This is a genomic window from Clostridium sp. MCC344 (genome assembly GCF_018785365.1).
Taxonomy (GTDB): Bacteria; Bacillota; Clostridia; order Lachnospirales; family Lachnospiraceae; genus Pilosibacter.
On the sequence record NZ_WQPQ01000060.1, the window covers coordinates 196,938 to 217,453 of the forward strand.

Here is a 20,516-nt window from a genome sequence, read left to right on the forward strand (position 1 = left end):
TACAGCACATCAGTATTGAAACAAGAAAAAATTGAATAACTTATAGACTATGGAACGCCTAAAATGACGTTCCTTTTCTATTTCCAGCCGTTCTTATTGGACGGCTATTTTATTACCAAAAATGAAAGGAGCATTAAACTATGAAAAAGACATGGAAACGATTGTGTACGGGCTTTTTAGCTCTTGCGACTGTCGTTACTGCTTTACCGACTACACCCGTTCATGCAGAAAGTAAGCAATACTGGACGGAGTCAAAAGAGCGTGTCGGTATCGTTGAAAAAGTAATGAATGACGGTTCGATTGGTTCTACCTTTAATGAGGGACATTTGACCGTTGAGGGCGAGGACGCTTACTGTATTGACATTAACACAGACTTTAAGAACGGTTACAAGACCAGAGCTGACGCAAGCTCACGCATGAGTGCCGACCAGATAAGCGACGTTGCCTTATCTATCGAATATGTAAAACAGTACACAGACAGCCACAGCGGAATAAGCAAAAATCACGCTTACCTTTTAAGACAGCTTGTAGTCTGGCAGAGATTAAGCGTACATCTGGGCTGGCAATGTGATAACGTGCGAGCTTCTTATGATGAAATTCCAAAGGCTACGCAGGACGAAGTTTTCGCTGGTGCAAAAGCCTTTGTCAAAGAGAATAAGGGACGCTATGAATGTGGCGGTTATATCTACTCTGGCGAGGGGCAGGAATTGGGACAATTCTGGGCGAAACTGAATGTCGGAAATGCGAAACTGCAAAAGACTTCCAGTAATACCAGCATTACAGACGGTAACGGGAATTACTCTATTGCAGGTGCAACATACGGTGTCTTTGCTGATAAGAATTGCACAAAACAGCTTGCCACCCTTACGACTGATGAAAATGGAAATACAGATGTTGCAGAGGTAAAAGCATGCACAGTTTATATCAAGGAACTATCCGCACCAGCAGGATATAAAGTGGATAAAACAATCTATCCATTGACAATCAAAGCTGACGAAACAGCGACCTTGAAAGTATCAGACACACCAAAAGTAACAGACACTTTGATTGAGCTTTTCAAGATTGATATGGAAACACAGAAAGACAATCCGCAGGGGAACGCTTCTCTAGCAGGTGCGGAATTTACATGGAAGTATTATGCTGGCTTCTACAATAAAGGAAATCTCCCTGCCGAAGCTACTCGTACATGGGTTACAAAGACAATCGCTGAAACAGACAGCGACGGGACAACTCATTACATCACAAAATTAGCGGACGCATACAAGGTATCTGGCGACAGTTTCTATATGCAGGACAGTAAGGCGGTTCTTCCACTTGGAACGCTAACTGTTGAGGAAACGAAAGCTCCAAACGGCTACTTGTTAGACGGTGCATATATGCAGGCTGGCGATAAGTCCGAACAGATAAAAGGCTTATATGTAACACAGATTACCGAGGACGGCGACCTTGCCGTACTATCTGGAAGTAACCAGTTTTCCGTATCAGACAAGGTTATCCGTGGCGGTGTGAAAATTCAGAAACGAGATTTAGAAACGGGCGATACAAAGCCACAAGGAAGTGCCACATTAAAAGATACTGCTTTTGACATCATTTCCTTAAATGATAATGCGGTATTGGTTGAGGGCAAGCTATACAAGAAAAATGAAGTAGTAAAGACAATCCGTACAGATATTGAGGGTATCGCTTCTACTTCTTCTGACCTCTTACCTTATGGAAGATTCCGTATCGTTGAAAGTGAAGCTCCCGACGGTTACTTAACTGACGGTGCAAAACCGATTGATTTTACAATCACAGAAAATGGAAAAATCGTGGACTTAACAGACGAAGCCCATTCTATCTACAATCAGATTAAGCGTGGAGATATTGAGGGTGTAAAAATCGGTGCAGGCACACACAAGCGTCTTGCTGATGTTCCCTTTAGGATCACAAGCAAGACAACGGGCGAAAATCATGTAGTGGTAACTGATGATAACGGGCAATTCTCCACTTCTGCTGACTGGGCTTCTCATAAGCACAATACCAACGCAGGCAAGACCAGCGAGGACGGTGTGTGGTTTGGAACTTCTGAACCAGACGACAGCAAGGGTGCATTACCCTATGATACCTACATCATTGAAGAAATGCGTTGCGATAGTAACAAAGGCTTTGAACTTATCCCACCTTTTGAAATCGTGGTATCAAGAAATAACCTTGTGATTGATTTAGGAACGCTGACTGATGAATACGAAAAAGAAATTTCTATCCATACCACAGCGACCAGCAAAGACGGCGAAAGGACTATCCTTGCAGGAAAAGAGATTACGATTGTTGATACTGTAAAATTGGACGGACTTACAAAAGGCACAAAATATCAGCTCAAAGGCTGGCAGATGTTAAAGGAAGAAAACGCCGAGCTTATCATTGACGGGAAACGTGTAGAAAACGATTATACCTTTATCGCTGATGATGAAGAAATGAAAGTGGAAATTTCCTATACATTCAATGCGTCTGCTTTAGGTGGCAAAAACCTTGTTACCTTTGAAGAATTGTATGATTTAAGCAATCCAGACGAACCCGTGAAAGTTGCAGAACATAAGGACATTGAGGACGACGGGCAAACGGTACTTATCACAGAGCGTATCATCAAAATTCATACGACTGCTACCGATAAGGACGGCAACAAAGAACTTGAAGCAGGAAAAGACGTTACAATCATTGATACCGTAACCTTAGAGGGCTTAGAAGTCGGTACACAGTACAAACTTGTGGGCTGGCAGATGTTGAAAGAAGAAAACGCAGAGCTTCTTATCAATGGAAAGCGTGTGGAAAGTGATTATATGTTTACCGCTGACAGCGAAACTATGAAAGTGGAAGTTGCCTTTACCTTTGACGCTACTTCTCTTGACGGCAAACAGCTTGTAACTTTTGAAGAATTGTACGATTTAAGCAATCCAGACGAGCCGAAGAAAGTTACCGAGCATAAGGATATTGAGGATAAGGGACAGACAATTACCTTTAAGGAAAAGCCAGAAGAACCAGAGAAACCCGAAACACCACCGACACCAGAAAAGCCTAACAGACCTAGCGACAGTCCCAAAACGGGCGACAGTACAAATGTAATGGCATTTATCGTGATGTTGCTTGCGTCTGCTGGTGGACTGGCTGGAACATATCTTTACAAACGCCGTAAAATGAAGAAATCATAAGGCGGTAACGGTATGAGGAAAGAAAAATCACGCTCTCCGCCGAAGCTGTCAAACGGCAGACTTCCGCTTATTCTGGCTTGTCTGCCTACAACCTGCAAGAACACGGATAGTCAAGGGTGCGTAAGCATTGATTTTACCCTTTACTATCTGGGGGATTGCTGGTACTTCCCAAACCGCCAGAATAAGAAATCACAATCAAAAAACTTATCAAAAATAGAAAGAAACGAGGTAAAACAATATGGAAATGAAATATGTCGTGCCAGATATGGCACAGTCTTTTGGAACTCTTGAATTTGCAGGCGAAAGCGACCATGTTTTTGACAGAGATAAAGATAACCGCAGATTTTTCGCAAGAAGAAGCTACAACCTTTATTCAGATGTGCAGAGAGGGGAAAATGTTGTGGTAGAAATTCCCGTGCAGGCTGGCGAAAAGCATTTCAAGTATGAGCAGAAAGTAAAACTTGTCAATCCGAAGTTATACGGCAGAGGTTACGCAATCGGGGATATGGGACATACCGATTATGTGCTAGTTGCTGATGATATTGTAGCAGTTGAAGAAAAGTAAAGGAGTGAAGAATTTATGAGATTATCAAACGGGTTTGTTATTGACAGAGAGAAAACATTTGGAGAATTAAAATTTACAGCGGTGCGTGATGTGTTCTTGCAGAATGAGGACGGGACACCGAGTAGCCAGCTTAAAAAGCGTATCTATGATTTGAAATGCAGTCTGCACGGTGGAATTATCCCCGTGTCTGTACCGCCAGAAGTACCGTTAAGGGAATTTCCGTACAATGCAGTTGTTGAGCTTGTCAATCCCGTAGCTGATACGGTATCACGAAAAACCTATACGGGTGCAGATGTGGACTGGTATGTAAAGGCAGAGGATATTGTATTGAAGAATAAAGGCAACCAGAACGCAGGCAGTCCACAGTCCCCTACACCGCAGGGACAGCCGAAAAAATAAAAATTCTCCTCATAGGTTAGAAAAATAGCGGTACTCTCCCGTTAGTAGATTGCCTACCTTATCGTAAATGGTTAAAATAACGATAGGAGGTGGCACAAATGTATCAAATCAACAATGAAAAATTCGGACACTTTTTAGCCGAAGTGCGAAAAGAAAAACAAATGACACAAAAGGACTTAGCAGATAAGTTGTTTGTGTCGGATAAAACAGTTAGTAAATGGGAACGTGGAAACAGTATGCCAAATGTTACATTACTTATCCCTATTGCTGATGTACTTGGTATTACAGTAACAGAACTTTTACAAGGAGAAAAATTAAAAGAGAACAAGACATTAAATAGTGATGTGGTAGAAACTCTTGTTGTAAACTCGTTAGACTTGTCGTTGCGTGATACAATTCGTCAACGAAAAAAGAACTGGATATTTGCATTTCTTATCTCAATCGGTGTGGTAGTTATAGAAGCAATATTATTAACTGTTTCTGGAATTTCCATAGAACAAATGGGAGATAGTTTGTATATATCTTTGTTAATGCTTTTGTTTGCAAGTTGGCTTTGCATTTTTGCAAAAGAATTATTACCGACATATTATGATACAAATAAAGTTAATTTTGTATCACAAGGAATTTTCAGAATACACATGGCAGGGCTATCTTTTAATAATGCAAACTGGGGATATGTATTAACAGTATTTAGAGTATTTACATTAGGAACTGCTATTCTATATCCTATTATTTGCTATATCAGTTTTTTAGTTGGTGGCATTTCATTATGGAATACTGTAAAATATCCAGCTATAATTATTTTGCTGATAGGAATGTTAGTAACAACCTATATTGTTGGGAAAAAATACGAATAATGATATAAGCAGTTAGTCTTAGGATTGACTGCTTTTTTCATACCCAGAAAGGAGTGATTGATTTATGCGTAAGATTTGGAACAAAGGACACCGTATCAGAGCCAGCGACAAACACCTTGTCTATAATTTTTCCATAGGGACGCTTCTGTTTGTATTCGTGGCGGTTCTCCTGCTACTGAATATGAAACAGCTCATGCGTACCGATTGGGAAAATTTCAGCTTGTTAGAGAACGGCTTGACGCTTTCCACATACAACTTCATAACCATACTGATAGCGACTGGTGTTTGTGCATTGGTCGCTTTTCTGTATTACCGCTTCTGTTACGATAATTTCAAGAAGCTCCTGCACCGTCAAAAGCTGGCAAGAATGATACTGGAAAATAAGTGGTATGAAGCCGATACCGTACAAGACAGCGGTTTTTTTACTGACCTGCAAAGCAGATCAAGGGAAAAAATCGTCTGGTTTCCAAAGATTTACTATCAAATGGAAAAGGGACTGCTTCATATCCGCTGTGAAATTACGCTGGGAAAATATCAAGACCAGCTTTTGCGGTTAGAGGATAAATTGGAAAGTGGCTTGTATTGTGAGCTGACCGACAAGACCCTGCATGACGGCTATATCGAATATATCCTGCTTTATGATATGATAGCGAACCGCATTACCATTGATGAAGTACGGGCAGAAAACGGCTGTCTTAGATTGATGAAAAATCTTGTCTGGGAATATGACGCACTCCCTCACGCTCTGATTGCTGGTGGGACTGGTGGCGGTAAAACCTATTTTCTGCTGACGCTCATTGAAGCCTTACTGCATACCGACGCTGTCCTTTATATCTTAGACCCGAAGAACGCTGACCTTGCAGACTTGGGAACAGTTATGGGAAATGTGTATCATACCAAAGAAGAAATGATAGATTGCGTCAATGCCTTTTATGAGGGCATGGTACAGCGAAGTGAGGAAATGAAACGACACCCGAACTATAAGACGGGCGAAAACTACGCATATCTTGGACTGGCACCCTGCTTTCTTATCTTTGATGAATATGTAGCATTTTTTGAAATGCTTGGGACGAAAGAAAGCGTGAGCTTACTTAGCCAGTTAAAGAAAATCGTTATGTTAGGACGACAAGCAGGTTATTTCCTTATCGTTGCCTGCCAGCGTCCAGACGCAAAATATTTCTCGGACGGTATCAGAGATAACTTCAATTTCCGTGTGGGATTGGGGCGTATCAGCGAGCTTGGTTATGGTATGCTGTTTGGTTCTGATGTGAAAAAGCAGTTTTTCCAGAAGCGTATCAAGGGGCGTGGCTATTGTGATGTGGGAACAAGCGTGATAAGCGAATTTTACACGCCTTTAGTCCCGAAAGAACATGATTTTTTGCAGACTATCGGCTCTCTTGCACAAGCAAGGCAGGACGGGACGGCGACGGGCGAAGCGAAAGGCGACGGCACGGACTAGCCGTTGCTGGTGTGGCGTAAGCCACGCCAGCAGGTAAAACCCCTCGGTATCTAACAGAGGGGTACGTTTGCAAATAGACAATAGACAAAAAGCATAGGAAACATAAGGCTTCTGACATGGTTTCCTAACAAAAATCGGCTGTGAAGTCGCCTTAAAAAACTTCACACTTTATAGATTGGGGGTATGGTTCTGAATGAAGAACAATGGATAAAAGAATTACGGGAGAAGCGGGTTGCTTACGGTATCTCACAAGGCAGGCTGGCGGTGGCTTCTGGTATCACAAGAGAATATCTCAATAAGATAGAAAGCGGAAAAATGAAGCCGTCAAAGGAGCTTCTGGAAACTCTGCATAAAGAACTGGCAAGGTTCAATCCAGAAGCACCGCTTACCATGCTGTTTGATTATGTGAAAATTCGTTTTCCCACGCTGGATATACAGCACATTATCAAAGATATATTAAAACTGAATATCAATTATATGCTCCATGAAGATTACGGACATTACAGCTATACGGAGCATTATTCTTTAGGGGACATCTTTATCTATACGTCGGCTGACGAAGAAAAAGGTGTCCTTTTAGAGTTAAAAGGGCGTGGTTGCCGACAGTTTGAAAGTTACCTGCTGGCACAGCAAAGAAGCTGGTATGACTTTCTCATGGACGCACTCGTAGACGGTGGCGTGATGAAGCGTATCGACCTTGCTATCAACGACCATACGGGCATTTTGGATATTCCAGAGCTTGCGGAAAAATGCAGGAAACGGGAATATATCGGAAAGTCCAGAAGCTATAAGTTTTACCAGTCGGGCGAGCTTATCAAGCACAGAGAGGACGACAGAGAATATATGGGACGTACCCTTTATCTTGGTTCGCTGAAATCAGATGTGTATTTCTGTATCTATGAAAAGGACTATGAGCAGTACGTCAAGTTAGGGACACCGCTTGAAGAAGCCGACATTATCAATCGTTTTGAGATACGGCTTAGAAATGAACGTGCCTATTATGCAGTACGAGATTTGCTGACATATTATGACGCAGAGCAGACTGCCTTTTCTATCATCAACCAGTATGTGAGGTTTGTTGATGAAGAACCAGACAAGCGAAAAAATGACTGGAAACTCAATGACCGCTGGGCTTGGTTTATCGGCGATAACAGACAGAGCTTGAAGCTGACGACAAAGCCAGAGCCTTACACCTTAGACCGTACATTGCGGTGGGTACAACGGCAGGTAGCACCGACCTTGAAAATGCTGAAAAAGATTGATAAAGGAAACGGTACAGACTACATGGAAACAATCGAACAGCAGGCAAAGCTCACAGAAAAGCATGAAATGATAATCAAACAGCAGACGACCACTGCAAAAGATTTGGTGGAAAGTTAGGAGTGATAAAAAATGTGGGTATTATTAAAAGACTTCCTGCTGGTATCTATGGGAATGGGTATCGGCGTAGTCTTGATGTGTATTTTGAATGTCGGCAAAGAAGCTGACTATGAAATGAAACAATTAGAAGAAAGCGAGGACAATTAAATGAATTTCGGACAAAATTTATATCAATGGTTTTTATCAAACGCACAGAGCTTAGTGCTTATGGCGATTGTGGTTATCGGTATCTACTTAGGGTTCAAGCGTGAGTTTTCCAAACTTATCGGCTTCTTGGTAGTCGCCTTGATTGCTGTCGGCTTGGTATTCAATGCCGGTGGTGTGAAAGATGTACTATTAGAGCTGTTCAATAAGATTATCGGAGCATAAAATTTTATTGTGGTGCTGATATGAGAATGGTATAATGTGGATATGAAGAAAACGGCAAATTTGAATTTAGAAAAATCAAAGGAGGGTTTCAGAATGACTAAAAGAAAAATATGGATTATTTTATTCATTATTGGCATAGTCATGATTTTAGGAGCTTCGGAATTTAGCAGATTTTTAGCGAATGAGATAAACTGGTACACAGCAGGAATAATATTATCTATTGTTTCCGGACTTGGATTATTATTTGAAATGTATTTTAGACGGAATAAGTAAATTTCAGTTTGACAATTTCATATCCATATACACAAAGCAGTTAGTCTTATGATTGACTGCTTTTTTCTTACCAAAATTTCAGATTGGAGTGATGAAATGAGCGATATTTTTAAGGATATGCAGTCAAAAGTCGGCTGTGAATACATTTCCGACCTGCCCTCTTACAAACGTAAGGTGTGGCAGGAAATGAAACGGCTGAACCCTGCCGATTATGAAGAAAGACAGTTAGAAGATTTTTCAAAATATGTGTTTGGTATGTCGTACCAGACCTTAAAAGATGTAATGAAACAACAGAAAGGACGTGAGGAACAATGCAGGAAACAAGGGTGCTGGTGGAAACGAAAGGAACAACTGGCGAAGAAACAATATCATATTGGTTTGACCTGCCGATAGATGTTGCCGAGTTTGAAGAAAAGTTAGGTATCGGTGCAGAAAGTGGGGATTACCGCATTATCGAAAAGGTGTTGCCTTATGCTGATGAAGTCCACGAATATACAAGTGTCTATCAGCTCAACGAATTAGAGTTTATGTACCGCCAGCTTTCAAGTGATATGCAGGAAGAATATGTATCACTACTTACGGTGTTTGAGAATTTAGAAGCACTTTATATTTGCAGGAACGTGATTACGGTTTATCCCGACTGCAAAAGCATGATTGATGTTGCAAGGCAAAAACTGATGAACGACCCGACGTTCAAACATTTATCCGAGGACTGTCAAGAATACTATTTCGATTTTGAAGCCTACGCTTCTCACTTGCAGGAACACGGGAAATTTTTAGTAACGGAACACGGTATCTTTGAACTGCCAGAGTAGGAAATGAGGTGGTGCTTATGATTGATGATATGGCGGTTTATATTGCTAATCTTGGCAAATACAATGAGGGCTATTTAGTCGGTGCTTGGTTCACGTTTCCCATTGACGAGGAAGATGTAAAAGAAAAAATCGGCTTGAATGAACAGTATGAGGAATACGCTATCCATGATACCGACAACTTCCCTATTGCGATTGGCGAGTATGTTTCCATTGAAGAACTCAATGAGATGTATGAAATGATAGAGGAACTTCCCGACTATATCGTAGAGTGTCTGGACGAATTTATCAGCCACTACGGGTCGCTGGAAGAAGTCGTGGAACATAAGGACGATATTTACTATTATCCCGACTGTGAAACCATGACAGACGTTGCCTACTACTATATAGACGAATTGCAGGCACTTGGGGATATTCCACCCAGCTTACAGAACTACATTGACTATGAAGCCTACGGACGAGATTTGGATATGGGCGGTTGCTTTATTGAAACAAGCCGAGGTATGTGCGAGATACCATATTAACGCTGGAAGATCAGCGACAAGCATGGTTGCTACTGACAGCGTATTTCTCTTTTAAGGGACAGTCTGAAACATGGCTGTCCTTTTCTATTTTGAAAGGAGCTGAAAGAACTTGAAAAAGATTAAATCTTATACGGGTATCTGGAACGTGGAAAAAGTCTTGTATGCAATCAATGACTTTAACCTGCCTTTTCCCGTTACCTTTACACAGATTACATGGTTTGTGATTACGGAATTTCTCATTATTCTGTTTGGGGATATTCCCCCACTTTCCATGATTGAGGGAGCATTTCTCAAATACTTTGGTATTCCCGTTGCTCTCACTTGGTTCATGTCGCAGAAAACCTTTGACGGAAAGAAGCCGTACAGCTTTTTGAAATCACAGATAACCTATGCCCTGCGACCTAAAATCACTTATGCAGGAAAAGCCGTAAAACTGCATAAGCAGACCTTGAATGAAACAATCACGGCAGTAAGGAGTGTGAACTATGTTCCCGATAAAATATATTGACAATAACCTTGTCTGGAACAAGGACAATGAGGTGTTCGCTTACTATGAGCTGATACCATACAACTATTCTTTCCTATCCGCAGAGCAGAAATTTATCGTGCATGACAGCTTTCGCCAGCTTATCGCACAGTCCCGTGAGGGAAAAATTCATGCGTTGCAGATTGCCACGGAAAGCTCAATACGAAGTATGCAGGAGCAGTCAAAGAAGCTGGTTACGGGGAAATTAAAGGAAGTTGCCTGCCAGAAGATAGACGAACAGACCGAAGCGTTAGTATCAATGATTGGGGACAATCAAGTGGACTACCGCTTTTTTCTTGGCTTTAAGCTCATGGTTACGGAAGAACAGCTCAATCTGAAGAACATCAAAAAATCGGCGTGGCTGACGTTCACGGAATTTCTCCATGAAGTGAACCATACGCTGATGAATGATTTTGTTTCCATGCCGAATGATGAAATCAACCGTTACATGAAAATGGAAAAGTTACTGGAAAATAAAATCTCCCGTCGCTTTAAGGTGCGTCGCTTGGAAATCAATGATTTTGGGTATCTCATGGAACATCTTTACGGCAGGGACGGTATTGCTTATGAAGATTATGAGTACCAGCTACCAAAGAAGAAATTGCAGAAAGAAACGCTGATAAAATACTACGACCTTATCCGTCCGACAAGGTGTGTGATTGAAGAAAGCCAGCGATATTTACGATTGGAACATGAGGACAAGGAAAGTTATGTGTCCTATTTTACCGTCAATGCGATTGTCGGCGAGCTTGATTTTCCGTCGTCTGAAATCTTCTATTTCCAGCAACAGCAATTCACATTCCCCGTTGATACTTCTATGAATGTAGAAATCGTGGAAAATCGAAAAGCATTAACGACAGTCCGCAACAAGAAAAAGGAATTGAAAGACCTTGACAATCACGCCTATCAAGCAGGAAGTGAAACCAGCTCAAATGTGGTGGACGCTTTAGACAGCGTGGACGAGCTGGAAACGGACTTAGACCAGAGCAAAGAAAGTATGTATAAGTTAAGCTACGTTATTCGGGTGTCTGCCCCCGATCTTGACGAGCTGAAACGCCGTTGTGATGAAGTCAAAGACTTTTACGACGACCTCAATGTAAAGCTGGTGCGTCCTGCTGGGGATATGCTGGGGCTTCATTCTGAATTTCTTCCAGCCAGCAAGCGATATATCAATGACTATGTGCAGTATGTAAAATCAGATTTTTTAGCTGGGCTGGGCTTTGGAGCTACCCAGCAGTTAGGGGAAACTACGGGTATCTATATGGGGTATTCTGTTGATACGGGAAGAAATGTGTACCTGCAACCGTCCCTTGCCAGTCAAGGTGTGAAAGGTACAGTTACCAACGCCCTTGCTTCTGCGTTTGTCGGTTCGCTTGGCGGTGGTAAGTCGTTCTGCAACAATCTTCTGGTGTATTATTCGGTTCTCTTTGGGGGACAAGCAGTTATCTTAGACCCTAAATCAGAGCGTGGAAACTGGAAAGAAACGCTCCCAGAAATCGCCCATGAAATCAATATCGTAAATCTTACCAGCGACAAGGACAATGCAGGACTTCTTGACCCATTCGTGATTATGAAGAATGTAAAAGACGCTGAAAGTCTGGCAATCGACATCTTGACATTCCTTACGGGTATTTCCTCTAGGGACGGCGAAAAATTCCCCGTGCTACGAAAAGCGGTTCGTTCCGTTACCCAGAGCGACAGTCGGGGCTTGCTCCATGTAATAGACGAGCTACGCCGTGAAGATACGCCCATATCAAGAAATATCGCAGACCATATCGACAGCTTCACGGACTATGACTTTGCACACCTGCTGTTTTCGGACGGTACGGTAGAAAATGCTATCAGTCTGGATAATCAGCTCAATATCATTCAAGTAGCGGACTTAGTATTACCAGATAAGGACACGACCTTTGAGGAATACACGACCATTGAATTATTGTCGGTGTCTATGCTGATTGTGATTAGTACCTTTGCCCTTGATTTTATCCATTCGGACAGAAGTATTTTTAAGATTGTAGACCTTGACGAAGCGTGGGCGTTCTTAAACGTGGCACAAGGCGAAACCTTATCAAATAAGCTGGTTCGTGCTGGACGAGCTATGCAGGCAGGGGTTTATTTCGTTACACAATCTTCTGGAGACGTGTCAAAGGAAAGTTTGAAAAACAACATCGGCTTGAAATTTGCCTTTCGTAGTACCGACATCAACGAGATAAAACAGACCTTAGAATTTTTCGGTATTGACAAGGACGACGAGAACAACCAGAAACGGCTTCGTGATTTGGAAAACGGACAATGTTTATTGCAGGACTTATACGGGCGTGTCGGTGTGGTACAGATACACCCCGTCTTTGAAGAACTGCTACACGCCTTTGATACCAGACCGCCCGTACAGAGAAATGAGGTGGAGTGATGAAAGAAAGGATAAAAGGTGCATTCACAAAAAAGAAGATTTTCCACTTTCTCAAAATGGCTCTGTTCGTGGTGGCACTCTCCCTTATCCTGCTTTCACTTCTGGGGACGGTGGCTCATGCAACGGGGCTTGTGGACGATACCATAAACGCAGAAAATCTTTACTCAAAATATCCGCTTTCCAACTACCAGCTTGATTTTTATGTGGATAATAGCTGGTCGTGGTTGCCGTGGAACTGGCTGGACGGGATTGGAAAATCGGTGCAGTACGGGCTTTACTGCATTACCAACTTTGTCTGGACGATAAGCCTTTATTTAAGCAATGCTACGGGCTATGTGGTGCAGGAAGCCTACAAACTGGACTTCATCAATGACATGGCAGACAGTATCGGGCAGAGCATACAGACCCTTGCAGGCGTAACACAGAACGGCTTTTCTTCTACGGGCTTTTATGTTGGTTTCCTGCTTCTCATTATCTTAGTGGTGGGACTTTATGTTGCCTATACGGGACTGATAAAAAGAGAAACCAGCAAAGCTGTTCAAGCGGTTATCAATTTTCTTGTGGTGTTCGTACTGTCCGCTTCGTTTATCGCCTATGCTCCCGATTACATCAAGAAGATAAATGAATTTTCATCAGACATCAGTACCGCTTCACTTGATTTGGGAACAAAAATCATGCTCCCCAACTCTGACAGCGAGGGCAAGGACAGCGTGGACTTGATACGGGATAGCTTATTTTCTATTCAAGTGGAACAGCCGTGGCTCTTGCTTCAATTCGGTAACAGCAACGTAGAAGAAATCGGGGCAGACCGTGTGGTCGCTCTTGTATCAGCAAGCCCAGAGGACGAGGACGGGAAAACCAGAGAGGAAGTCGTGAAAACAGAAATCGAGGACAACGACAACAACAATCTGACGATACCGCAGGTGGTAAACCGTTTAGGCATGGTGTTCTTCCTACTGTTCTTCAATTTAGGGATAACAATATTTGTATTCTTACTTACGGGCATGATGTTGTTCAGCCAGATACTTTTTATTATCTTTGCAATGTTTTTACCTATCAGTTTTCTACTTTCCATGATACCGAGCTATGAAAGCATGGCAAAGCAGGCAATCGTGAGGGTGTTTAATACCATTATGACACGGGCAGGAATAACGCTCATTGTAACGGTGGCGTTCAGTATTTCCAGTATGTTTTATAACATATCCACAGACTATCCATTTTTCATGGTGGCGTTTTTGCAGATAGTATGTTTCGCTGGTATCTACATGAAGCTGGGCGATTTAATGAGTATGTTCTCTTTGAACGCTAATGACAGTCAAAGCATGGGACGAAGAATTTTCCGCAGACCGTATCTGTTTATGCGACATAGGGCTAGGCGTATGGAACACCGTATTGCAAGGGCGGTAAGTGCTGGCGGTATTTCGGGCGGTGTCGCTGGTGCGGTGGCTGGAAGTGCCGTTGCTAATAAACGAGCGGAAAGAAAAAATACAGCTTCTAAAGAAAATCGGGGCAATACCACTTCCAGCATGGGACAGCGTGCAGGCTCAAAGGTGGGTGCTGTCTTAGATACGAAAAATAAAGTGAAAGACAAGGCAAATGCTGTCAAAGAGAATATCAAGGATATGCCGACACAGACCGCTTATGCGGTGTATTCCGCAAAGGAAAAGGCAAAGTCCAGCGTGTCTGATTTCAAGCGTGGCATGGTGCAGGAACAGCAGTCCAGACAGTCGGGACGATTGGAAAGGCAGGAACAGCATAGACAGAATATCGCTGACAAGCGTATGGAGCTTCAAAAGGCACAAGAAGCAAGGCAGGCACAGCGAAAGGCTGACGGATCAGCGACAACGGGAGCTACCCGTCCCCATGAGCGACCAGCCACAACTTCAAAGCCGAGTGCGGAAAAAACGCAGGAAGTCAAACGCCCTGCCACAGCTACCACTTCAAAAGCAAGTGAGCCAGTCAAGACGAATGTTGTAAAAGAGCGTCCGTTATCTTCTGGTGCTTTTGATAGAAAAGCGACCCAGCCTACACAGCCAGTACATAGGCAGAATGTAGAAAAAGTAGTATCGCAGGAAACACGCCAGAATTACACAAAAGACCGCAGGACAAAGGTTCAGCAGACCCAGAGCGTTCAGAAGAACCAGCAGACCACAGAGAAAAGCCGTAACCTTGTAACGAAGAAAGGACAGAAGAAAAAATGAAACTGAAACATATCGCTCTCATTGGCAGTCTGTTTCCTATCCTCTTTTCTCTGGTGCTTTTCTTTGGTGTCCTCATTAGTGCAGACAGCGACGACGAAAACAGCAACTTTTCTTCTGGCATTACGAGTATGAACTTATCCGCAGAAGTCTTGAAACATCAGCCTATGGTGGAAAAATACGCCAGAGAATACGGCATTTCCGAGTATGTCAATGTGCTATTGGCTATCATTCAAGTAGAAAGTGGCGGTACGGCAGAAGATGTTATGCAGAGTTCGGAAAGTCTTGGTTTACCGCCTAATTCCTTAGATACGGAAAGTTCAATCAAGCAGGGGTGTAAGTATTTTGCGTCCCTGCTTTCTTCCTGCAAAAATCAAGGTATCGACGATTTGAATGTAGCGATACAGTCTTATAACTATGGCGGTGGCTATGTGGGATATGTGGCAGGAAAAGGAAAGAAACACACCTTTAATCTTGCAGAGAGCTTCGCCCGTGAGAAATCGGGTGGAAAGAAAGTAACCTATACCAACCCGATAGCCGTTGCGAAGAACGGGGGCTGGCGATATGGTTACGGAAATATGTTCTACGTCGAATTAGTCAATCAATATCTGACCGTGGCACACTTTGATAATGCGACGGCACAAGCGATTATGAATGAAGCGTTGAAATATCAAGGCTGGAAGTATGTGTATGGTGGCAGTAACCCGAACACTTCCTTTGATTGTAGCGGACTTGTGCAATGGTGCTATGGAAAAGCTGGTATCTCCTTACCGAGAACCGCACAAGCCCAGTATGACGCAACCCAACATCTTCCACTCTCGCAGGCAAAGGCTGGGGACTTGGTATTTTTCCATTCTACCTATAACGCTGGTTCGTATGTAACACACGTCGGTATTCTTGTTTCGCCGACACAGATGTACCATGCAGGCGACCCGATAGGATATGCAGACCTAAGTAGTAGTTACTGGCAACAGCACTTAATCGGTGCAGGACGAGTAAAACAATAGAAAGGACTTGAAAAAATATGTTTAAGAAGAATAAGAAACAGACAGAAACTATCAAAGAACCAAAAGAAAAAAAGGTGCGTACTGTCAAAGTAGGCACACATAAGAAAACCGTGATTGCGTTGTGGGTGGTGCTTATCGCAAGCGTGAGTTTTGGGGTGTATAAGAATTTTACCGCTATCGACCAGCACACGACCCATGAAAAAGAAATCATTGAACTTCGCTTGCAGGACACCAACGGGATAGAAAATTTCGTGAAGAACTTTGCGAAGTCTTATTACTCATGGAATAACAGCAAAGAAGCGATTGAAGCAAGGATGCAGGCAATCAGCGGTTATCTGACAAAGGAATTGCAGGACTTGAATATTAATACAATCAGAACGGATATACCAACCAGCTCCACAGTTACAGATGTGATTGTATGGAGTATTGAACAGTCGGGAACGGACACTTTTTCTGCTACCTACGAAGTAGATCAGCAGATAAAAGAGGGAGAACAGACAAACAATGTGAAAGCAACCTATACCGTAAAAGTCCATGTGGACGCTGACGGGGATATGGTAATCGTTCAGAACCCTACCCTTGCACCAGCAATCGAAAAGTCCGACTATGAGCCAAAGACACCAGAAGCAGACGCAAGTGTAGACGCTGATACCGTGAATGACGCTACCGCATTTCTGGAAACATTCTTTAAGCTCTACCCGACAGCTACGGAAAAAGAGCTTGCCTATTATGTATCGGGAAATGTGCTTGAACCTATCGGCAGGGACTATCTTTATTCTGAACTGGTAAACCCTATCTTTACAAAGGACGGGGACAATGTGAAAGTCAAGGTAGGCGTGAAATTCCTTGATAATCAGACAAAGGCGACGCAGATATCGCAGTATGAACTTGTGCTACATAAGGATAGTAACTGGAAGATTGTAGGATAAATTATATAGCGTGCATTTCCTAAATGAGATTTGCACGCTTCACTTTCTGTACAAACACCATATAACACTTGACAACAGCGTTACTCTGTTATATACTGTTTATACAGAAAGGAGCTGTGAGATGAAAATTATTATAAACCATTCTTCAATGATACCTATTTACGAGCAAATAGTAGAACAAGTTAAAGCTTTAATTCGGAATGGAAAATTAAAAGAAAATGATAATCTTCCGTCTGTTCGTTCTCTTGCAAAAGAATTAAAAATAAGTGCTCTAACTGTGAAAAAAGCATATGATAGCTTGGAAAACGAGGGGTTTACGGTAACAATTCATGGAAAAGGAACATATGTTACTGCTACAAATACAGAGCTTTTATTAGAGGAACAGAAAAAGGAATTAGAAAGTGATTTAGAACGAGTTATTCAAAAAGGCAGATGTTACGGTATCAGTGATGAAGATATAAAAAAACTATTTGAGTTAATTTTGGAGGGTTAGATATGTTAAAAATTGAGCATTTGAAAAAAAGTTATGAAAACTTTTCGCTTGATTGTTCTCTTGAAGTAAAGAAAGGTCATGTAACTGGTTTGATTGGTCAAAATGGTGCAGGAAAAAGCACAACATTTAAAGCTATTTTAGGGCTAATTTCCTTTGATAGTGGAACTATCAATATTCTTGGAAAGTCATTACAAGATTTTACTGCAAAAGACAAGCAAGATTTGGGAGTAGTTCTTTCGGACTCTGGCTTTAGTGGATATTTAACAATCAATGATATTATTCCTATTATTGATAATTTATATCAAAATTTTGATAAATCATTTTTTATAGAACAAGTTAAAAAGTTTCAGCTTCCACGAAATAAAAGAATAAAAGATTTTTCAACTGGTATGAAAGCGAAAGTAAAAGTCTTAGTTGCTGTTTCACACAATGCAAAGTTGTTAATTCTTGATGAACCAACGGCGGGATTAGATGTAATAGCTAGAGATGAATTGTTAGAAATGCTAAGAGATTTTATAGAAAAAGACGAAGAACGCTCTATTTTAATTAGTTCTCACATTTCCAGTGATTTAGAAACTTTATGTGATGACCTTTATATGATACATCAAGGAAAAGTAATTATGCACGAAGATACTGATGTTTTACTAAGCGATTATGCACTACTTAAAGTTGATGAAGAAGAATATTCCAAATTAGATAGACAATATATTTTACGTACAAAAAAAGAAAGCTATGGATATAGTTGTTTAACTAATCAAAAACAATATTATGCTGAAAATTATCCTCAAATGGCGATTGAAAAAGGAAATATAGACGAAGTAATAACAATGATGATTAGAGGTGTTGAATAATGAAAGGTTTATTGATTAAAGATTTTAAATTGCTGAAAGGACAGAAAAACTTCTTTATGACTATTACTGCTATATCTATAATAATGATAATAGTATCTCCGGGGACTTCGTTTCCGATTGGTTTCTTAGGTTTTGTGGGGGCATTATTCTCATTGAGTTCAATTAGCTATGATGAATTTGATAATGGAAATGCTTTTTTATTTTCTTTACCGATAACACGAAAAGATTATGTACTGGAAAAATATATTTTTGGATTGATTTCAGGAATAATGTTTTTGTTGTTGGGAACTGTTATTAGTTTAGTTGTTATTGGTATTACAAAAACAGGCAGTTTTAATGAAATTTTTTTAACAGCAGGTTCTTTATTTCCTACTATTTTATTGATTTTATCAATCATGCTTCCTTTTATCTTGAAATTTGGTGGAGAAAAAGGAAGAATTGCTATCATAGGTGTAATGGGATTTATATTTGTTATAGGACTGCTTCTTATAAAAACTACTGAATATTTAGGAATAGATTTATATGTCTTAATAAATAAATTACCTAAATTTGAACCACTAGTATATATAATATTATTTTTATTGCTTTCAGTTGTTATTTTAGGTATCTCCTATCTTATTAGCTTAACAATACTAAAGAAAAAAGAGTTTTAGAAAAGAGAGGTGTGCTTATGGACTTGACTATTTTGGTAGTAGGATTGATATTGGGCGTTGGTATTCCTTTAAGAAATAAGGCAATCAAAAAGCGTAGAGAAAATATGAAAGAGAAAGGAAATGAGGAAAAATGAAAAAATATGAATATTTAGAAATTGATTATACTGCGAAAGGTGTTGTGTTCCTTTGCACCGATAAACATAAGGAAGTTATAAATAGCTATGCAGAAAATGGGTATCGCTATGTTGGTTTTATACCTACAGAAATTGACGCAAAAGGTTGTATGCGAAAGATTGATTTAATTTTTGAAAAAGAAGATTAACTCATTTTAGGGAGTTGGTTCGAATGATAGGGTTAAAAAAACGAGATATTAAAAAAGCATTAAAGGCTGGTGCAAAGGCTGGCGGTATGTCATTAGCTGATGTACGGGAAAATATTGAAGCAACGATTGATGAAGCTATGAATAGCACCGACCCAGAGGTGCAGGCAAATTTCAAAAAGTATTTTGGGAATAAACGCCCTACACCAGAAGAATATATTTATATCATTACAAAAAAGACAAAGGTAAAATTATAATAAAAGGGTCGTGGAAATGCTTCACAAAATTGTGATCTGCATTATCACGGCTCTTTTACTCTCTGTTTACTTTCAAAACTGTAAGTGTACAAATATATTGCTTGTGATTGAAGATAATGGTTGTGGAATAAAAGCGTCTGATTTATCCCGTGTATTTGAAAAAGGTTTTACGGGTTCAAATAGAAACAAGGCAAATGCAACGGGTATGGGACTGTATCTATCGAAAAAATTATGCGATAGGTTGGGCTTGAAATTGGATATTGCTTCTACGGAAAAAGAATATACAAGACTGACCATTACATTTCCAAAAGGAACAGTTCATAATTTTTCAGAGTAATTTGAAAACCATGCCAACATTGATACGGTGCTTTAAGGGGGCTTGCATTATGGAAAGCTTTAAGTACAATTCTTTGCAATCAAATTCCACCTAATAGCACACTATTAAAAATTGAATATGTTTTAGCTTTAAAGGCTCGTACAGACTATATGTTTTGTGCGGGCTTTTTTCATACCCGAAAAAAATTTAAAAATTTTTCAAAAGAGGTCATTAAATCACACCTTTCATTCCCTATATGGTGCGGAAAGAGGGATAAACACTTTTCAAATCATAGTGGAAAGGGGGTGAGATTGATGAAACCGTCTGACTTCCAGAAAACAGTTCAATGTCGCTTTGAAAGTTGTTTGAAGAAAGTTGTCCGTCATATTGTAAAGGACTACCAACAAGGATTGAAACGACGAAAAGATAAAGAAATTCCATTCTGTGAACTTCCAGAAATTTTCGTTGAAAATTTTGCTGTGTGGGATGACTACGAAACAGATTATACAATCTTTTCAGTATGTGGCATTGATATTCGTGTCCTTGATGATGAGCTGGCAGAAGCCTTGAAAAAACTTCCAGAAAGAAAGAGAAATACTTTGTTAATGTATTACTTCTTGGAAATGACAGAAAGTGAAATTGCCAACTTACAAAAGATTACGCAAAGCGGTGTATTTAGAAACCGACATCATGCTTTGGAAACTATGAAAAAAATACTAAAGGAGAAGCAGTAA

Annotated in this window: 23 protein-coding genes and 1 pseudogene; all 24 read left to right on the top strand. The window is 40.7% G+C overall.

Annotated elements, in window-relative coordinates; genetic code table 11:
* The first annotated feature begins 140 nt into the window (after positions 1–140).
* Complete coding sequence (locus tag GPK90_RS14510) at positions 141–3,185, top strand: SrtB-anchored collagen-binding adhesin (protein WP_215703307.1); 3,045 nt, start codon at positions 141–143, stop codon at positions 3,183–3,185.
* Between the two features lie 238 nt (positions 3,186–3,423).
* Positions 3,424–3,750 (top strand): YdcP family protein, encoded by a 327-nt coding sequence (locus tag GPK90_RS14515; protein WP_032684675.1) that lies wholly within the window; start codon positions 3,424–3,426, stop codon positions 3,748–3,750.
* Between the two features lie 15 nt (positions 3,751–3,765).
* The gene (locus GPK90_RS14520; RefSeq protein ID WP_080715019.1) at positions 3,766–4,149 is read left to right on the top strand and encodes a YdcP family protein; all 384 of its coding nucleotides are present in this window, start codon (positions 3,766–3,768) and stop codon (positions 4,147–4,149) included.
* A gap of 98 nt (positions 4,150–4,247) precedes the next feature.
* Complete coding sequence (locus tag GPK90_RS14525) at positions 4,248–5,006, top strand: helix-turn-helix domain-containing protein (RefSeq protein ID WP_006857111.1); 759 nt, start codon at positions 4,248–4,250, stop codon at positions 5,004–5,006.
* 64 nt (positions 5,007–5,070) lie between these two features.
* Positions 5,071–6,465 (top strand): FtsK/SpoIIIE domain-containing protein, encoded by a 1,395-nt coding sequence (locus GPK90_RS14530; protein ID WP_008393306.1) that lies wholly within the window; start codon positions 5,071–5,073, stop codon positions 6,463–6,465.
* 183 nt (positions 6,466–6,648) lie between these two features.
* Entirely contained in the window at positions 6,649–7,845 is a 1,197-nt protein-coding gene (gene mobT / locus GPK90_RS14535; RefSeq protein ID WP_173718289.1) for a MobT family relaxase, read from the top strand.
* A gap of 33 nt (positions 7,846–7,878) precedes the next feature.
* Positions 7,879–7,992 (top strand): annotated as a pseudogene (locus GPK90_RS14540) (DUF3789 domain-containing protein); the annotation flags it as partial.
* Entirely contained in the window at positions 7,993–8,214 is a 222-nt protein-coding gene (locus GPK90_RS14545) for a hypothetical protein (protein WP_002323342.1), read from the top strand.
* A 93-nt stretch (positions 8,215–8,307) separates the two neighbouring features.
* Entirely contained in the window at positions 8,308–8,487 is a 180-nt protein-coding gene (locus GPK90_RS14550; RefSeq protein WP_036744758.1) for a hypothetical protein, read from the top strand.
* Between the two features lie 96 nt (positions 8,488–8,583).
* A complete protein-coding gene (locus GPK90_RS14555) occupies positions 8,584–8,880 on the top strand; it encodes a conjugal transfer protein (protein ID WP_173770430.1) in 297 nt (98 codons plus the stop codon).
* A complete protein-coding gene (locus GPK90_RS14560; RefSeq protein ID WP_173770429.1) occupies positions 8,799–9,302 on the top strand; it encodes an antirestriction protein ArdA in 504 nt (167 codons plus the stop codon). The genes GPK90_RS14555 and GPK90_RS14560 overlap by 82 nt, the downstream gene beginning before the upstream one ends.
* Before the next feature lie 17 nt (positions 9,303–9,319).
* On the top strand, positions 9,320–9,823 hold the full coding sequence (locus GPK90_RS14565; protein ID WP_067536062.1) for an antirestriction protein ArdA: 504 nt from the start codon (positions 9,320–9,322) through the stop codon (positions 9,821–9,823).
* Positions 9,824–9,932: 109 nt separating this feature from the next.
* Complete coding sequence (locus GPK90_RS14570; protein WP_010723729.1) at positions 9,933–10,331, top strand: conjugal transfer protein; 399 nt, start codon at positions 9,933–9,935, stop codon at positions 10,329–10,331.
* The gene (tcpF, locus tag GPK90_RS14575; protein ID WP_195388412.1) at positions 10,309–12,759 is read left to right on the top strand and encodes a conjugal transfer ATPase TcpF; all 2,451 of its coding nucleotides are present in this window, start codon (positions 10,309–10,311) and stop codon (positions 12,757–12,759) included. Before GPK90_RS14570 ends, tcpF begins: the two co-directional genes overlap by 23 nt.
* Positions 12,759–14,960 carry a CD3337/EF1877 family mobilome membrane protein gene (locus tag GPK90_RS14580; protein WP_173770341.1) on the top strand — a complete coding sequence of 734 codons (2,202 nt, stop codon included), beginning with the start codon at positions 12,759–12,761 and terminating at the stop codon, positions 14,958–14,960. Before tcpF ends, GPK90_RS14580 begins: the two co-directional genes overlap by 1 nt.
* Positions 14,957–15,964 (top strand): bifunctional lytic transglycosylase/C40 family peptidase, encoded by a 1,008-nt coding sequence (locus GPK90_RS14585; protein WP_173770342.1) that lies wholly within the window; start codon positions 14,957–14,959, stop codon positions 15,962–15,964. The genes GPK90_RS14580 and GPK90_RS14585 overlap by 4 nt, the downstream gene beginning before the upstream one ends.
* A 17-nt stretch (positions 15,965–15,981) precedes the next feature.
* Positions 15,982–16,893, top strand: a complete 912-nt coding sequence (locus GPK90_RS14590; protein WP_215703308.1) for a conjugal transfer protein — start codon at positions 15,982–15,984, stop codon at positions 16,891–16,893.
* Positions 16,894–17,014: 121 nt separating this feature from the next.
* Positions 17,015–17,386, top strand: a complete 372-nt coding sequence (locus GPK90_RS14595; protein ID WP_006857100.1) for a GntR family transcriptional regulator — start codon at positions 17,015–17,017, stop codon at positions 17,384–17,386.
* Between the two features lie 2 nt (positions 17,387–17,388).
* Positions 17,389–18,237 carry an ATP-binding cassette domain-containing protein gene (locus GPK90_RS14600; RefSeq protein ID WP_118003844.1) on the top strand — a complete coding sequence of 283 codons (849 nt, stop codon included), beginning with the start codon at positions 17,389–17,391 and terminating at the stop codon, positions 18,235–18,237.
* Positions 18,237–18,890: an ABC-2 transporter permease gene (locus tag GPK90_RS14605; protein WP_006857098.1), complete on the top strand. Its 654-nt coding sequence runs from the start codon at positions 18,237–18,239 to the stop codon at positions 18,888–18,890. The genes GPK90_RS14600 and GPK90_RS14605 overlap by 1 nt, the downstream gene beginning before the upstream one ends.
* A 130-nt stretch (positions 18,891–19,020) precedes the next feature.
* The gene (locus GPK90_RS14610; protein ID WP_008370354.1) at positions 19,021–19,212 is read left to right on the top strand and encodes a DUF4177 domain-containing protein; all 192 of its coding nucleotides are present in this window, start codon (positions 19,021–19,023) and stop codon (positions 19,210–19,212) included.
* Between the two features lie 23 nt (positions 19,213–19,235).
* Complete coding sequence (locus GPK90_RS14615; protein ID WP_021423130.1) at positions 19,236–19,466, top strand: hypothetical protein; 231 nt, start codon at positions 19,236–19,238, stop codon at positions 19,464–19,466.
* A gap of 16 nt (positions 19,467–19,482) precedes the next feature.
* A complete protein-coding gene (locus GPK90_RS19450) occupies positions 19,483–19,803 on the top strand; it encodes an ATP-binding protein (RefSeq protein ID WP_006857095.1) in 321 nt (106 codons plus the stop codon).
* Positions 19,804–20,096: 293 nt separating this feature from the next.
* Positions 20,097–20,516 carry an RNA polymerase sigma factor gene (locus tag GPK90_RS14625; protein WP_044998991.1) on the top strand — a complete coding sequence of 140 codons (420 nt, stop codon included), beginning with the start codon at positions 20,097–20,099 and terminating at the stop codon, positions 20,514–20,516.

What these genes read in the sequence shown, in the direction of transcription:
- GPK90_RS14510 (WP_215703307.1), top strand. Translation starts at nt 141, where the DNA reads ATGAAAAAGACATGGAAACGATTGTGTACGGGCTTTTTAGCTCTTGCG.
- GPK90_RS14515 (WP_032684675.1), top strand. Translation starts at nt 3,424, where the DNA reads ATGGAAATGAAATATGTCGTGCCAGATATGGCACAGTCTTTTGGAACT.
- GPK90_RS14520 (WP_080715019.1), top strand. Translation starts at nt 3,766, where the DNA reads ATGAGATTATCAAACGGGTTTGTTATTGACAGAGAGAAAACATTTGGA.
- GPK90_RS14525 (WP_006857111.1), top strand. Translation starts at nt 4,248, where the DNA reads ATGTATCAAATCAACAATGAAAAATTCGGACACTTTTTAGCCGAAGTG.
- GPK90_RS14530 (WP_008393306.1), top strand. Translation starts at nt 5,071, where the DNA reads ATGCGTAAGATTTGGAACAAAGGACACCGTATCAGAGCCAGCGACAAA.
- mobT (WP_173718289.1), top strand. Translation starts at nt 6,649, where the DNA reads ATGGTTCTGAATGAAGAACAATGGATAAAAGAATTACGGGAGAAGCGG.
- GPK90_RS14545 (WP_002323342.1), top strand. Translation starts at nt 7,993, where the DNA reads ATGAATTTCGGACAAAATTTATATCAATGGTTTTTATCAAACGCACAG.
- GPK90_RS14550 (WP_036744758.1), top strand. Translation starts at nt 8,308, where the DNA reads ATGACTAAAAGAAAAATATGGATTATTTTATTCATTATTGGCATAGTC.
- GPK90_RS14555 (WP_173770430.1), top strand. Translation starts at nt 8,584, where the DNA reads ATGAGCGATATTTTTAAGGATATGCAGTCAAAAGTCGGCTGTGAATAC.
- GPK90_RS14560 (WP_173770429.1), top strand. Translation starts at nt 8,799, where the DNA reads ATGCAGGAAACAAGGGTGCTGGTGGAAACGAAAGGAACAACTGGCGAA.
- GPK90_RS14565 (WP_067536062.1), top strand. Translation starts at nt 9,320, where the DNA reads ATGATTGATGATATGGCGGTTTATATTGCTAATCTTGGCAAATACAAT.
- tcpF (WP_195388412.1), top strand. Translation starts at nt 10,309, where the DNA reads ATGTTCCCGATAAAATATATTGACAATAACCTTGTCTGGAACAAGGAC.
- GPK90_RS14580 (WP_173770341.1), top strand. Translation starts at nt 12,759, where the DNA reads ATGAAAGAAAGGATAAAAGGTGCATTCACAAAAAAGAAGATTTTCCAC.
- GPK90_RS14585 (WP_173770342.1), top strand. Translation starts at nt 14,957, where the DNA reads ATGAAACTGAAACATATCGCTCTCATTGGCAGTCTGTTTCCTATCCTC.
- GPK90_RS14590 (WP_215703308.1), top strand. Translation starts at nt 15,982, where the DNA reads ATGTTTAAGAAGAATAAGAAACAGACAGAAACTATCAAAGAACCAAAA.
- GPK90_RS14595 (WP_006857100.1), top strand. Translation starts at nt 17,015, where the DNA reads ATGAAAATTATTATAAACCATTCTTCAATGATACCTATTTACGAGCAA.
- GPK90_RS14600 (WP_118003844.1), top strand. Translation starts at nt 17,389, where the DNA reads ATGTTAAAAATTGAGCATTTGAAAAAAAGTTATGAAAACTTTTCGCTT.
- GPK90_RS14605 (WP_006857098.1), top strand. Translation starts at nt 18,237, where the DNA reads ATGAAAGGTTTATTGATTAAAGATTTTAAATTGCTGAAAGGACAGAAA.
- GPK90_RS14610 (WP_008370354.1), top strand. Translation starts at nt 19,021, where the DNA reads ATGAAAAAATATGAATATTTAGAAATTGATTATACTGCGAAAGGTGTT.
- GPK90_RS14615 (WP_021423130.1), top strand. Translation starts at nt 19,236, where the DNA reads ATGATAGGGTTAAAAAAACGAGATATTAAAAAAGCATTAAAGGCTGGT.
- GPK90_RS19450 (WP_006857095.1), top strand. Translation starts at nt 19,483, where the DNA reads ATGCTTCACAAAATTGTGATCTGCATTATCACGGCTCTTTTACTCTCT.
- GPK90_RS14625 (WP_044998991.1), top strand. Translation starts at nt 20,097, where the DNA reads ATGAAACCGTCTGACTTCCAGAAAACAGTTCAATGTCGCTTTGAAAGT.